The organism is Ruegeria sp. AU67 (assembly GCF_900312795.1).
GTDB classification, from domain to species: domain Bacteria; phylum Pseudomonadota; class Alphaproteobacteria; order Rhodobacterales; family Rhodobacteraceae; genus Ruegeria; species Ruegeria atlantica.
Genome location: NZ_OMPH01000039.1, coordinates 1 through 13,365, shown reverse-complemented (window position 1 = coordinate 13,365; position 13,365 = coordinate 1). Strand labels below are relative to the sequence as shown.

At 56.8% G+C, this 13,365-nt stretch carries 13 protein-coding genes and 2 pseudogenes; 5 read left to right on the top strand and 10 right to left on the bottom strand.

What is annotated here, in order from left to right; genetic code table 11:
* A pseudogene (locus DK510_RS23400) lies at positions 1-125 on the top strand (IS6 family transposase); the annotation flags it as partial.
* 118 nt (positions 126-243) lie between these two features.
* Here DK510_RS23400 and DK510_RS19415 read toward each other — a convergent pair.
* The 10 genes from DK510_RS19415 to DK510_RS19370 all read right to left on the bottom strand — a co-directional run bounded on the left by DK510_RS19415 (position 244) and on the right by DK510_RS19370 (position 9,832).
* The gene (locus DK510_RS19415; protein ID WP_109313506.1) at positions 244-1,209 is read right to left on the bottom strand and encodes an aldo/keto reductase; all 966 of its coding nucleotides are present in this window, start codon (positions 1,207-1,209) and stop codon (positions 244-246) included.
* Positions 1,209-2,507: an L-fuconate dehydratase gene (locus DK510_RS19410; RefSeq protein WP_109313505.1), complete on the bottom strand. Its 1,299-nt coding sequence runs from the start codon at positions 2,505-2,507 to the stop codon at positions 1,209-1,211. Before DK510_RS19410 ends, DK510_RS19415 begins: the two co-directional genes overlap by 1 nt.
* Positions 2,507-3,349: a fumarylacetoacetate hydrolase family protein gene (locus DK510_RS19405; RefSeq protein WP_109313504.1), complete on the bottom strand. Its 843-nt coding sequence runs from the start codon at positions 3,347-3,349 to the stop codon at positions 2,507-2,509. The genes DK510_RS19410 and DK510_RS19405 overlap by 1 nt, the downstream gene beginning before the upstream one ends.
* 22 nt (positions 3,350-3,371) lie before the next feature.
* The gene (locus tag DK510_RS19400; RefSeq protein WP_109313503.1) at positions 3,372-4,121 is read right to left on the bottom strand and encodes an SDR family oxidoreductase; all 750 of its coding nucleotides are present in this window, start codon (positions 4,119-4,121) and stop codon (positions 3,372-3,374) included.
* A gap of 6 nt (positions 4,122-4,127) precedes the next feature.
* Positions 4,128-4,457 carry an L-rhamnose mutarotase gene (locus DK510_RS19395; RefSeq protein ID WP_109313502.1) on the bottom strand — a complete coding sequence of 110 codons (330 nt, stop codon included), beginning with the start codon at positions 4,455-4,457 and terminating at the stop codon, positions 4,128-4,130.
* Complete coding sequence (locus DK510_RS19390; protein WP_109313501.1) at positions 4,457-5,569, bottom strand: mandelate racemase/muconate lactonizing enzyme family protein; 1,113 nt, start codon at positions 5,567-5,569, stop codon at positions 4,457-4,459. The genes DK510_RS19395 and DK510_RS19390 overlap by 1 nt, the downstream gene beginning before the upstream one ends.
* A 3-nt stretch (positions 5,570-5,572) precedes the next feature.
* Positions 5,573-6,667: an ABC transporter ATP-binding protein gene (locus DK510_RS19385; protein WP_109313500.1), complete on the bottom strand. Its 1,095-nt coding sequence runs from the start codon at positions 6,665-6,667 to the stop codon at positions 5,573-5,575.
* Positions 6,668-6,671: 4 nt separating this feature from the next.
* Positions 6,672-7,535: a carbohydrate ABC transporter permease gene (locus DK510_RS19380; protein WP_109313499.1), complete on the bottom strand. Its 864-nt coding sequence runs from the start codon at positions 7,533-7,535 to the stop codon at positions 6,672-6,674.
* Positions 7,536-7,540: 5 nt separating this feature from the next.
* Entirely contained in the window at positions 7,541-8,434 is an 894-nt protein-coding gene (locus DK510_RS19375; protein WP_109313498.1) for a carbohydrate ABC transporter permease, read from the bottom strand.
* Between the two features lie 75 nt (positions 8,435-8,509).
* Positions 8,510-9,832, bottom strand: a complete 1,323-nt coding sequence (locus tag DK510_RS19370; protein WP_109313497.1) for an ABC transporter substrate-binding protein — start codon at positions 9,830-9,832, stop codon at positions 8,510-8,512.
* 135 nt (positions 9,833-9,967) lie between these two features.
* On the opposite strand from DK510_RS19370, the gene DK510_RS19365 reads away from it, so the two are divergent.
* The 4 genes and pseudogenes from DK510_RS19365 to DK510_RS19350 all read left to right on the top strand — a co-directional run.
* Positions 9,968-10,798, top strand: coding sequence for an IclR family transcriptional regulator (locus tag DK510_RS19365; RefSeq protein WP_109313496.1), 831 nt, complete (start codon positions 9,968-9,970; stop codon positions 10,796-10,798).
* 3 nt (positions 10,799-10,801) lie between these two features.
* Positions 10,802-11,620: an amidohydrolase gene (locus DK510_RS19360; RefSeq protein ID WP_109313495.1), complete on the top strand. Its 819-nt coding sequence runs from the start codon at positions 10,802-10,804 to the stop codon at positions 11,618-11,620.
* 116 nt (positions 11,621-11,736) lie between these two features.
* On the top strand, positions 11,737-12,444 hold the full coding sequence (locus tag DK510_RS19355; protein ID WP_109313494.1) for an IS6 family transposase: 708 nt from the start codon (positions 11,737-11,739) through the stop codon (positions 12,442-12,444).
* A gap of 118 nt (positions 12,445-12,562) precedes the next feature.
* Positions 12,563-13,365 (top strand): annotated as a pseudogene (locus DK510_RS19350) (terminase); the annotation flags it as partial.

The following is a 13,365-nucleotide window of genomic DNA, read 5'->3' as shown; positions in this document are numbered from 1 at the left end:
TCGCCGCAGTTCATTCTTCCGTCCACAACCATTTCAATCAGGAACGCGCCCTCTACAGCAGAGACAATTTCAAGCTCAACCGCGCCGCTGCTCTCTCCGAGTGGCGCCAACTTTGTTCAGCATAAGTTCCGGCATTTAGGGGTAAACAGAGACTGCTTCGAATTGGTCTGACAGCACCCGCTCAAGGCTTTGCGATGGCACGGTGCGTGCGCGGGATGCCCAGAACGACCCGGCACGCGATGATCACGCAAAATGTTGGTCAAACCCTTCGGGCACCTGCGAATCCAAACCCGCCAAATTCCGGCGCAGGGATGAGGTTTTGGCCGTTCCCAAAATGACCGAGGCCGCAAGGGGATGGCGGTGGGCAAAATGCAGGGCCGCTGTTGCCAAGGGGATGTTCAGCGCCCTGGCTTTGCTCTCTAGTTCTTTGACTTTTGCGACGATTTCGGGTGTGGCCAGTTCATAGTCATAAGTCGCGCCGTCTACCGCCCCTGTTGCAAGGATGCCGGAATTGAAGATGCCGCCCAGCACAAGGCTGGTGCCCTGTTCGCGGCATTTTGCGCAAAGCGCGTCCTCGGCAGAGCGGTCAAGCAGCGTCAGGCGACCGGCCAGAAGGATCACGTCAATGGGGCCATGTTCCATCACATCAAGGCAGATTTCATTTTCGTTCACGCCAAGGCCAAAGGCCCTGATCCGCCCCTTTTCCTTCAGTCGAACAAGGCGTTCATAGCCTGATTGCAAAAACGCTTCCATGTGGTGTGCATTGTCGGCCCCGTGGGTATAGGTGCCGATGTCGTGCACAAAAACGATGTCGCAATAGGTGGTCTTCAACAGGTCAAGGCTGTGTTCTAGTGACGCCTCCAGCCCATCGCCGGAATAGTCGTGGCGCACGTTGTTGGGCAGCGGATCAACAAAGCCGTCGGCCTCTGCCATGGGCTGTCCGGGGGACAGAATACGCCCCACCTTGGTCGAGATCACATGCCCATCGCGATCCTTGTTCGACAGGAACCGACCCAACCGCTGTTCGGCAAGTCCACGCCCGTATCGCGGAGCTGTGTCGAAATAGCGAATGCCCGCATCCCAAGCGCCTTGCAGCACCTCTTTGGCCTCGTCGTCGCTGACCGCGCGATAAAGGTTGCCGATGCTGGCACAGCCAAAAGATACGTCGGTGACCTTGACCTCGGTCTTGCCGATTTGGTTGAGTTTCATCATGCCGCCCCTTTGCGCGAAACGCCCCCGTTAAAGGTATATTCAGCGATAGAGGCAGGTTTCATTTCAATCGAAAATCCTGCGCAGGTCGGTGCCTGATAGGCGCCGTCTTTGACGATGCAGGGATCTTCGAAATGTTCGTGCAGGTGATCGACGAATTCGATGCGCTTGCTATCTTTTTCGCGTGAAATCGCGACGTAGTCGATCATCGACATGTGCTGCACATATTCACACAGACCCACCCCGCCCGCGTGAGGCCAGACGGGCAGATCGTATTTGGCCGCGATCAGCATTACGGCAAGCACCTCGTTCAGGCCCCCCATCCGGCAGCTGTCGATTTGCACGATGTCGATGGCCCCGGCGGCAATGAACTGTTTGAACATGATGCGGTTCTGGCACATTTCACCCGTCGCAACCTTGACGGGGGCCACGCCTTGGCGGATTTTTGCATGTCCCAGAATGTCGTCGGGACTGGTGGGTTCTTCGATAAAGAAGGGGCGGGCAAAGGCCAGTTTCTTGACCCAGTCTATGGCCTGATCGACCTCCCATACCTGATTGGCGTCGATCATGATGTTCATGTCATCGCCCAGTTCTTCGCGCGCGATGGTCAGACGGCGGATGTCATCCTGAAGATTACGGCCCACTTTGAATTTGGTGTGAGTAAAGCCTGCGTCCTTGGCTTGGCGGCACAGGCGACGCAGTTTGTCATCAGGATAGCCCAGCCACCCGGCGGAAGTCGTGTAACAGGGATAGCCTTCGGCGCGCAGTCGGGCGATGCGTTCGGCTTTGCCAGCTTCGCCAGCCTGCAGGATGCCCAGTGCCTCGTCTCGTGTCAGAACGTCGGTCAGATAGCGGAAATCGATCAGGCGCAGGATGTCTTCGGGCGGCATTTCCGCCACCAGAAGCCAGACAGGTTTGCCCGCTTCCTTGGCCCACAAATCCCAAACTGCGTTTACAACTGCACCGGCCCCCAGGTGAATCGCACCTTTGTCCGGCCCGATCCAGCGCAATTGACTGTCGCCGGTGACATGCCGCCAGAAACGGCCCATGTCTTCGCGTATCCAGTCCAGTTCTAGCCCGACCATCAGGTGGCCCAATGCCTCGATCGCGGCAATGCAGATTTCATTGCCGCGCCCGATTGTAAAAGTCAGGCCGTGGCCTTCGTGAGCGCCGTCCGTTTCCAGAATTACATAGGCCGCCGAATAGTCGGGGTCGGGGTTCATCGCATCCGAACCGTCAAGTGACGCGGAGGTGGGAAAGCGCAGGTCGTGAGTTCGCAGTTTGGTGATTTTCGTCATCAGCCCGCGACCACGTCTTGGACCTGAACACCCAGTCCTTGAATGCCAAGCTTCATCTTGTCGCCCGCCTTAAGATAAGTTGCAGGGTATTGGCCCATCCCAACCCCCGGCGGCGTCCCGGTCGATATCACATCACCCGGTTGCAGGGACATGAATTGCGACAGGTGCGAAATCACTGTGGCCACATCAAAATGCATCGTTTTGGTCGACCCATCCTGATAACGGTGGCCGTTCACTTCCAGATACATCGCCAGATTCTGAGGATCCGCGACTTCATCACGGGTCACCAGCCAAGGGCCGATAGGGCCAAAGGTGTCACAGGATTTTCCCTTTACCCACTGACCCGAGCGGTGCAACTGAAAGTCACGCTCTGACAGGTCATTGACCACGCAATAGCCTGCCACATGGTCCAGCGCGTCTTCTTTGCTGACGTATTTGGTGTGCTTACCGATCACCGCGCCCAGTTCAACTTCCCAGTCGGATTTGACCGAATTGCGCGGTATTTCGACAGTGTCGTTGGGGCCACAGATGGCCGAGGTCGCCTTGAAGAAGATTACCGGTTCTTCGGGCAAGGCCATGCCGGATTCCGCGGCGTGATCCGCATAGTTCAGGCCAATGCAGATGAACTTGCCGACCTGTCCGACACAAGGACCGATGCGTGCTTCCCCGTCCAACACGGGCAGGGTTGCGGGATCAAGGCCGCGCAGGTGATCAAGGCCGGCATCCCCAAGGACGTCGCCTGCCAAATCGCCAATCACGCCCGAAAGATCACGGATCGTGCCTTCCGCATCCAGAATTGCAGGTTTTTCTGCCCCCACAGGGCCAACGCGTAGAAGTTTCACCTGTTACTCTCCTCATCAAGTCCTAGGCGGTCCAACCGCCGTCGATGTTATGTGCCTGTCCGGTTGTAAAGGCGCTGTCGTCGCTTGCCAGATAAAGTGCAAGGGCCGCCATTTCATAGGTCGTGCCGATACGTCCCATGGGCTGACGCGCGATAAAGTCCGACAGGGCCTTTTCATAGTCGCCCGTGGCGCACAGACGTCCGTGCATGGATGGGCTGTCCACCGTCCCGGGGCAAATCGCGTTGCAGCGAATGCCACGGGTCACATAGTCGGCGGCAACCGATTTCGTGATGCCGATTACGGCAGCCTTGGATGCGCAATACGCGAAACGGTTGGGCACGCCTTTGATCGAGGAGGCCACCGATGACATGTTGATGATCGAACCACCGCCCTGTTCCAACATGGCGGGCAGGGCCAGTTTGATCAGGCGATACATGGCTTTGACGTTCAGATCGAAACTGAAATCCCAATCTTTGTCGTCACATTCAAGGATCGTACCGTGGGCGACATAGCCTGCGCAGTTGAACAGCACGTCCAGCGGGCCGATATCTGTCATGGCCTTGTTGACGGCCTCGGCGTCGGTCACATCCAACACAAGCGTCGTCACGCAGTCGATGGCATCAAGTTCCGCCAGAGTGTCGGCGTTGATGTCGGATGCAATGACCTCGGCGCCCTCGGCGGCCCAAAGCTCGGCGGTGGCGCGGCCAATGCCTTGGCCTGCTGCGGTGATTAGTGTTTTCTTGCCTGCTAGACGGCCTGTTTTTTGTGTCATGGTTCTTTAATCCGTGTGAAAGACTTCTTGCATCATAGCCCACTGTTCGCCCTTGGCGCGGGTTTCAAGCGGGGCTTGGCATGGGTCCGTTAGGGCCCACCACTCGCGGGTGCGTGCGTCTTTGGCCATCTTGGCCATGTCGGCCTCGAAATCATTGCCGTGATACTCCCAATAGCCAAAAAGTAGGTTTTCAGGTTCGCGCAGGAAAATGGAGTAGTTGCGAATATTGCTGCCCTTAATCTGGGCCAGAACATCCGGCCAGACATCCGCGTGAAGGCGTTTGTATTCTGCGATCTTTTCTGGCCTAAGGCGGATCACCATTCCCATTCGTTGCATCAGGCGCCCCCCGTGATTGTCTGTGAAAACACCGATTTGGCGGCAATGGCGTCAGCGTCCCATTCGATGCCCAGCCCCGGCGCGTCCGAAGGCACGGCCTGACCGTCTTCGATACGCATCGGCGCGGCGGTTACACTGTCAAGTTGCGGGATGTATTCCAGCCATTTGGCATTTGGCACGGCACAGACCAGCGACAGGTGAAGCTCCATCAGGAAATGCGGGCAGACCATGACGTTGAACGCCTCGGCCATATGGGCCACCTTCAGCCAAGGGGTTATGCCGCCAATACGCGCCACATCCACTTGCACGATCGAGGCTGCACCAGACTGAAGGTAATCTTTGAACTGGCTGGCGGAATACATGCTTTCGCCCACGGCAATTGGCACCGAGGTACGCCGCGAAAGCTCCACATGCCCCTGCACGTCATCGGCGGGCAGGGGTTCTTCGAACCAGCCGACGCCGCAATCCTCTAGAACCCGCGCACGGCGGATCGCTTCGGACAGGGTAAATCCCTGATTGGCGTCGGTCATGATCTCGTAGCTATCGCCCACGGCGGCGCGTACCGCCTCAAGCCGTGCAGCATCCTGACTGATGTGATCGCAGCCGATCTTGATCTTAGAGCCGCGAAAACCCCGCGCCTGCATTTCGACGGCGTCATCAACCAATACCTTGGTTTCAAGGTGCAGCCAGCCGCCTTCGGTTGTGTAAAGCGGAACGCGCGGACGTGCGCCACCCGCGGCCTTCCACAATGGCAGCTCCGCATTCTTACACTTCAGATCCCAAAGCGCGGTATCAATCGCCGCCAGCGCAAGCGACGTGATCGCCCCGACAGCGGTGGCATGGGTCAGGAACAGAAGATCGCGCCAGATGCCTTCGATCCGGTCGGGGTCCTTGCCGATCAGGGCTGGGGCCAGCGTGTGTTCCAGAAGCGCCATCACCGAAGGCCCGCCCGTCCCGATGGTATAGCTGTAACCCGTCCCGACCCCGCCGTCAGAATCATAAACGGTCACGAAAGGCGTTTCCTGACTGACAAAAGTTTGAATGGCATCGACCCGTTTCACCTTGGGGATCAGGTCGATCATCTGCAGTTCTATGCGGGTTATCACTGCCATGGCTTAGCCTCTGACCGCGTTTGTGCTGGTCGCGTCAAAGACATGGCATTTGTCCAGCATCAGATCGAATTTCAACACTTCGCCCGGATGTACGGGGCGCGGGTTCAGCATTTTTGCCTGAACCTCGGTCCCGGCGACTTCGGTGAACAGCAGAGTTTCAGTGCCCAGCGGTTCGGTCAATGTCACGGTCAGTTCCAATTCGGCTTTCTGGCCTTCCTCCTGCACGGAGTGTTTTTGGGGCATAAGGTTGTCTGCGCGAAAGCCGAACTTCACTTTTTGACCCGTCTGCACCTTGCCACGCGCATTTGCTGGCACCGGCACGGAAATGCCATCGGAAAGTTCGATGGCATCTTCGCCCGACACCGTTCCGTCGATCAGGTTCATGGGCGGAGATCCGATAAAGGTCGCTACAAAGGTGTTAATGGGCGTGTTGAACAGCTCCAACGGGGTCCCGACCTGCACGATATGCCCGTCGCGCATCAAAACAATCCGATCCGCCAGGGTCATCGCTTCGACCTGATCGTGGGTGACGTAGATAATCGTGTTGCCGACGCGTTGATGAAGGCGCTTGATTTCAACCCGCATTTGGGTGCGCAGCTTGGCATCAAGGTTGGATAGCGGCTCGTCAAACAGGAACACATCGGGGTGGCGCACAATCGCGCGGCCCATGGCGACGCGCTGACGCTGGCCACCCGACAGTTCGGCGGGCTTGCGATCCATCAATTCGTTCAGACCCAGAATTTCGGCCGCCGCATCCACCGCCTTCGTGATCTCGGCAATGTCGGCCTTGGCGATTTTCAGCGAAAACCCAAGGTTTTCGCGCACAGTCATATGCGGGTAAAGCGCATAGTTCTGGAATACCATTGAGATATTGCGTTCGCGAGGTGGCAGATCATTGACCACGCGCCCTCCGATGGAAACCTCACCGCCCGAGATGTCTTCGAGCCCCGCAATCATCCGCAGGGTCGTGGATTTCCCGCAACCTGACGGGCCGACCAACACCACGAATTCGCCGTCTTGGATATCCAGATCAATCCCGTGAACCGCCTGCAGCTGGCCGTACTTTTTCACAACTTTGGAAAGGGTAACTTCGCTCATTTTGCTATCCTTTGACGCCGCCGAACGTGAGGCCGGCAATCAGATGTTTTTGAACAATAAATGTGAGGATCAGCGCGGGAACGATCATCAGAACTGCCAAGGCACACATGCCGCCCCAGTTGATCGTGAATTCAGCGGTGAAATCCAAAAGTCCGACAGGCATTGTTTTTGACCCGACCGAACGTGTCAGCTGTGACGCCAGCGCAAATTCGTTCCACGAGGTCAGAAAGGCAAAGATCGCAGCAGATGCCACACCTGACCGCGCCACCGGAAATTCGACCTTCCAGAAGGCCTGCCATCGGGTACAGCCATCCATTTCAGCCGCCTCGTGCAGCTCTTTGGGGATCTGGCGGAAAAAGCCGTCGGTCAACCAGATTGTAAAGGGCACATTCATTGCGACATAGGCAAGGATCAGACCGAAATGCGTGTCGATGATGCCGACACGCGCAAAGACGATGAACAGCGGCAGCGACAGCGCCACACCTGGCACCGCGCGAAACAGCATCAGCCCGACGAAATAGCCCGACTTGCCCTTAAAACGATAGCGCGCGAAGGCATAGCCGCCCGACATTCCGATCAGGATCGCAATCAGGGTCGACGTGACCGAAACTATCATTGAGTTACGGAAATATGAAAAAACCGGCACCCCGCCTTCGCCAGCGCCCCCAAACATCGCGCGGTAATGGTCCAGCGTAAACGACGGGTTCCAGACGGGCGGCTTTGCCATGATCTCGACCGTCGGGCGGAACGAGTTCAGGACAATCCAAAGCCCTGGAATGCAGATAACCGCCATGGTGATGAACAGCGCGGTGAAATGCAGGGCCTTCAGCGCGCGTTTGCGATTGCGATGGGAAAGATTGCTATCCATTGCACTTACCCCGCCATTCCAAGTTCGGCGCGCGCGGCGCTGAGCTTGCGGAAGAAGTAGACGGTGAACAGGATCGACAGGATGATCGAAACATATCCCATCGCATTGGCCAGCCCCATGCGGGCGTCGACATAACCTGTGCGGCTCATAAGGGTCCAAAGAAGTTCAGTGCGCCGTGCAGGCCCGCCCCCTGTCATGATTTGCACAATGTCATAGGCGCGGGCCACATCTAGGCTGCGAATGGTCATGGCGATGTAAATAAAAGGCATCAGGAAAGGCAACGTGATATGGCGGAACGTTTGCCAGGGGGTGCAGCCATCGACCTTGGCGGCCTCCAGCGGATCGCGTGGCATGGCGAAAAGCCCTGCAAGGATCAGGATGGCAAAGACCGATGTGCTCATCCACACTTCGGCAAAGATGATCGAGAACATCGCCAGCTTGCCGTCCACCAGCCAAGGCAGCGCGCCGTTAAAACCCATGGATTGCAGTATGTTGTTCACCAGACCGATATTGTCGTTAAAGATAAATTTGAACTGAAATCCCACCAGAATAGGCGAGAACATCATCGGAAACATCAGGATCGTGCGCAGGGTTCGTTGCCCCCATGTGACCTTGTTCATCATCAGCGCAATGCCAAGGCCCAGCAAAAGCTCCACGTTCAGCACAATGGTCAGGAACAGAACCGTCCGTCCAAAGGCGGCCCAAAACTTCGCGTCCGACAGGATTTTTTCGTAGTTATATGTGCCCACCCACTTCCATAAAGTGGACGGTCGCGTCAGCTTGTAAGGCGTGAAGCTGGAGTAGAGCGAAAAGATTAGCGGGATCAGCACGACTGCGGCAATCACAATGATCGCAGGCAACAGAAGGACTAACCACTCTGGCAAGCGGCGGCGGGTCATGGGGCTACCTATTGGATGGCTTGGGGTAGGGCGGATTTCGGGGGCAGGCGGTCTGCCCCCGAAAGGCTTTTAACCTTAGTAATAGCCGGATTCGCGCATCAGCTCGTCCACGGCTGCGGCAGCGTCGTCCAGCGCTTCCTTGACCGTCTTGTCGCCCACGATTGCGGCCTGCAATTCGGGGAAGACAATGTTTGTGGTTTCACCCCATTCGGGGATCGGCGGCACAGCAAAGGCAAATTCCGCACCCGCGGCAAAAGCAGCAAGCGCTTCTGCGCGGAAGGGGTCGTCACCCGCCTTGGCGGCAGCGACGTTGGCTTCCCAGACGGCCGAACGTGTAGGAAGCGACCCACCGGACGATTCCGACAGCTGGCTTTCTTCGCTTGTCAGGAACATGACCAGCGATACAGCCGCATCCTTGTCGGCGCAGTCATTGGTGACCGAAAACCCGTGATGCCCGGACCAGCCTGTGCGCGTGACCGAACCCATGGGCTGAATCGCAACGCCGACATTGCCTGCCGCCTTAGAGGATTCGGGATCGTTAAAAAATCCAGCCCAGCCCGGCCAGTCGAGGTTGAGCGCGACCGTGCCTGACGCAAAACCCTGTCCCAGGTCATCCCAGACATAGCTGGTAGTGCCCGCAGGAACGGCTTTGGCTTCGTAGAGGTCGACAAACCACTGAAGCGCGCGCTGACCCGCATCCGAATTAAAGATCGGCTTGTTGGTTTCATCAAGATAGTTGCCGCCCTCGGCCACGACCATCTCATAAAACCGGCCAACGATGGCCTCGTCCTTGCCGGCAAATTGCGTGCCATAGAAATTGGGGGCATCCGCAAAGAAGATAGCCTGATCCTTGACCTGCTCCCATGTTTCGGGAACGGCCAGCTCATAGCCATACTCGGACTTGAAGGCGGTGGCCTTGTCCGCGTCTTCGTAGTTTGACTTCAGATAATACAGAACCGAAACGTCAAACTGCGCACGTGGCAGCATCAACAGCTCGCCGCCCACGGTCGAGGCGCTAATGTTGCCGCCCACGAACTCTGCTACGGTGCTTTCTGGCACCAGATCGTTCAGGTCGACATAAAGCCCTTCGTATTGGGGCGCAAAGGATGAGTGGTTCGAACCCACACACCAATCGGTGGTTCCGGCAGCCATGTCGGATTTGATTTCCTTGTCGATCTCAAAGTGGCTTTTCTTTGAAATGATATCGACCTTTGCACCGGTTGCTGCCTCCCAGTCAGCAATGCGGCCATAAAGCCCTTCATATTGTTGGCCGCCGATCAGTTTCGCTGCGACTGTGACGCCATCAAAGCTGCCCCAGTCAGACGCGATTGCCGACTCGGACATCGCAACAATTGCAGTCCCAGCCATCAGGCCTTTGATTATATTTCGTTTTTTCATTTCTTCCTCCCAGATCACGGCCAGTAATGCGGCTCTCTATTTGCTTATAAATCATTTATTCATTAATAAATCAACCTTGACTTGCCCCCTGATAGTGAAGGAAACTCTGGTTGTAGTGATGAAACGAGGGTCAAAATGGACGACGCGCCAGAAAAATACCGCGCGCCTGCGCTGGAAAAAGGCTTGGACATTATCGAGCTTTTGGCAAACCACGGCGAAGGTCTGACGCAGGGCGAAGTGGCTAAGGCGCTGGATCGCTCACCCTCTGAAATTTATCGCATGCTGTCGACACTGGTGCGGCGCGATTATGTGATCCGATCGCTTTCCGGGGACCGCTATTCGCTTAGCCTCAAGATGTTCTCGATCTCGCAGCGTCACCCACCCATCGGGCGTGTCATCGAAAGCGCGCTACCGCGTATGCGGGCCATCACGCGCGCATCATGGCAGTCGTGTCATATGGGCATGGAAAGCAATGGGGACATTGTGATTGTGGCTTCGGCGGAATCTCCGGGGAACTGGGGGTTGGCGCTAAAGACTGGCACGGTTGTGGGGCTGTGGAACACTGGATCAGGGCGCGTTTTGGCGGCATTCAGACCACAAAGCGAACTGGAAGACCTGATTGAACGCCATCGGCCCGCGTTGGGTGAGCCTCCCTTTGATAGGGAGGAATTCTCTGACCACATCGCGCGTATTCGCTCTGTGGGATACGAAAAGATGACCTCGGCCACAGCCATCGGGGTCACTAACATCGCCTTTCCGGTATTTGATCCGGGCGGACGGGCGGCCGCCGTGCTGAGCTGTCCCTATCTGGAACGTGTCGATGATCTGAAAGTTCCGACCTTGGACGAGGTGACCGAAATGCACGGCCAATTGGCGCAAGAGCTTACAAGACTGCATGGTGGCGCGCCTGCCAACACCGGGACATTACAAACGGCCCGCGATCAGCGCGCGCCATCGGGAGGGTGAGCAATGACAATTGATACCCATCAGCATTTCTGGAAACTTGAACGGGGTGACTATGCCTGGCTGACACCCGCGCTGACCAAGCTTTACCGCGATTTTCAGCCCGATGACCTGAAGCCGCTGATGGATGCGGCTGGTATCACGGGCACCATCGCAGTTCAGGCCGCCGACACCGAAGCAGAAACCGAATACCTTTTGTCGCTGGCGGATCGTCATGATTGGATTGGCGGTGTGGTTGGCTGGGTCGATCTAGAGGCCGAAAGCGCGCCTGCCTCGGTTGCCCAGTTGGCGCAACATCCCAAATTGGTAGGGTTGCGCCCGATGATTCAGGATATCGGGGACGATGCCTGGATGCTGCGCCCCGCCTTAGCCCCTGCGATTGCAGAGATGGTTCGGAATAATCTGACGTTCGATGCGCTGGTGATGCCGCGCCACCTGCGCCACCTTCTTGAATTCCTGCGGACCTACCCCGACCTGTGCGTCGTGGTGGATCACTGCGCAAAACCTGAAATCCGCGACAAGGTGATCGAAGGCTGGGCCGCAGACATGGCCGAGATTGCCACCTACCCGCAAGTCTTTTGCAAGATTTCGGGGCTAGTGACCGAAGCGGCGGAAAACTGGGGCGAAGAAGATCTGAAACCCTATGTTCAGTATATTTTGGGCAGTTTTGCGCGTGATCGCCTTTTGTTTGGCAGCGATTGGCCGGTCGTGAACCTTGCCTCGGATTACGGGGCTTGGAAGGAGCTTGCCCAAAGTTATCTGGGCGGCAACATACCCAATAACGCTGCGTCGGCCTATCCTCGCCTCGGGCCGCCGCCCAAATGACAAAAGCTCACATGTCGCTGATCTTTTTGTTACTTTTAACAGTAGCTTAGCTCAGAAGGGGGCGCCGTCAGAAGAAACTTATTGAGGCGGGCAGGGCGAGCACTTAGCGTCGCAGGATGACAAAACGCAGCCCTTTTCGCTACTTCAAGACGAGCCCCGAGATCATCCGTCTGGCCGTCATGATGTTTGTTCGGTTTCCGCTTTCGCTTCGCAATGTTGAAGATCTTTTGCACGAGCGCGGCATCGAGATCAGCCACGAAACTGTGCGTTATTGGTGGAACAGGTTTGGCCCGATGTTTGCATCAGAGATCCGAAGAAAACGGGTTCAGCAACTCCGAGCCTTTTCAAAATCGAAGTGGCACGTTGACGAGGTTTTCGTGAAGGTGAATGGCAAGCGGCATTATCTTTGGCGGGCCGTTGATTATGAAGGCGAGGTGCTGGAAGCCATTGTCACCAAACGCCGAAACAAGCAGGCTGCACTGAAATTCCTCAGGAAATTGATGAAGCGGCACGGAAAAGCGGAAAACGTCGTCACGGATCGCTTCGCCTCATACAGAGCCGCGCTCAGAGAGCTTGGCGCTACCGAAAAACAAAGGACGGGCAGGTGGCTCAACAACCGCGACGAGAACTCGCACCTGCCGTTTCGACGAAGAGAACGGGCCATGCTGCGTTTCAGGCGTATGCGAAGCTTGCAGAAATTCGCCTCCGTCCATTCCTCCGTTTACAACCACTTCAACCAGGAAAGATCGCTAGCCAGTCGAGACACCTTCAAGCTGACCCGCGCCGCCGCTCTTAGCGAGTGGCGTCAACTTTGTTCCGGATAAGTTCGCGATTTCCGCGGCAAACTGAGACTAGTTCGAATTAGTCTGACAGCACCTCCGCCAAGGCGAAAACAAGCGGCTGATCATCAACATCCCGCCACGTTGCCTGAAATCGGTCACCGTGGCCGTTGCATATGTCGCTTATCTTCTGGGGCACTCACCCAGCGCCAAGATTATTGTTGCCAGCTACGGGCTGGATTTGGCGCGCAAGCATTCTGAAGATTGTCGTCGGATCATGTCCGCGCGCTGGTACCGGGAAATGTTCCCTGAAACGGTTTTGGCCCAAAAGGGCAACTCCTCAGAAGAAATCCGCACCACAAAGGGAGGCAGTCGCAAGGCTGTCTCCATCGGCAGTTCTGTTACTGGCCATGGCGCTGATTACATCATCATCGATGACCTGCTGAAAGCTGGTGATGCGGGTTCCGAAGCCGAGCTGGTCAAGGCACAGGAGTTCATTGAGGGGACCTTGCTGTCGCGCTTTGACAACCCGGCCGAAGGGCGTGTGGTTATGGTTGCACAACGGTTGCACGAGATGGATCCGCCAGGCTACCTGCTTGAACGCGGTACCTATCGGCACCTGAATCTGTCTGCCATCGCCGAAGAATATGAGACGGTGCCTCTTGGGCGTGGAAGGGCCATGCACCGCAAACCGGGTGATCTCCTTTGCCCGTCGCGCCTGGATCAGCAAACGCTGGATACCAAGCGCCGTGAAATGGGCGCAGCCGTGTTCAATTGCCAGTATCAGCAGAACCCGATTGCACCAGACGGATCGCCCCTTCGCTGGGAGTGGTTCAGTATTTATGAGACCATCGAAAATCGTCGCTGGTTCCAACTGGTGGTTCAAAGCTGGGATACGGGCATGTCAGCGGATCCCCGGTCCGACTTCTCGGCCTGTACAACCTGGGGATTCCGCGAAAATGCGTG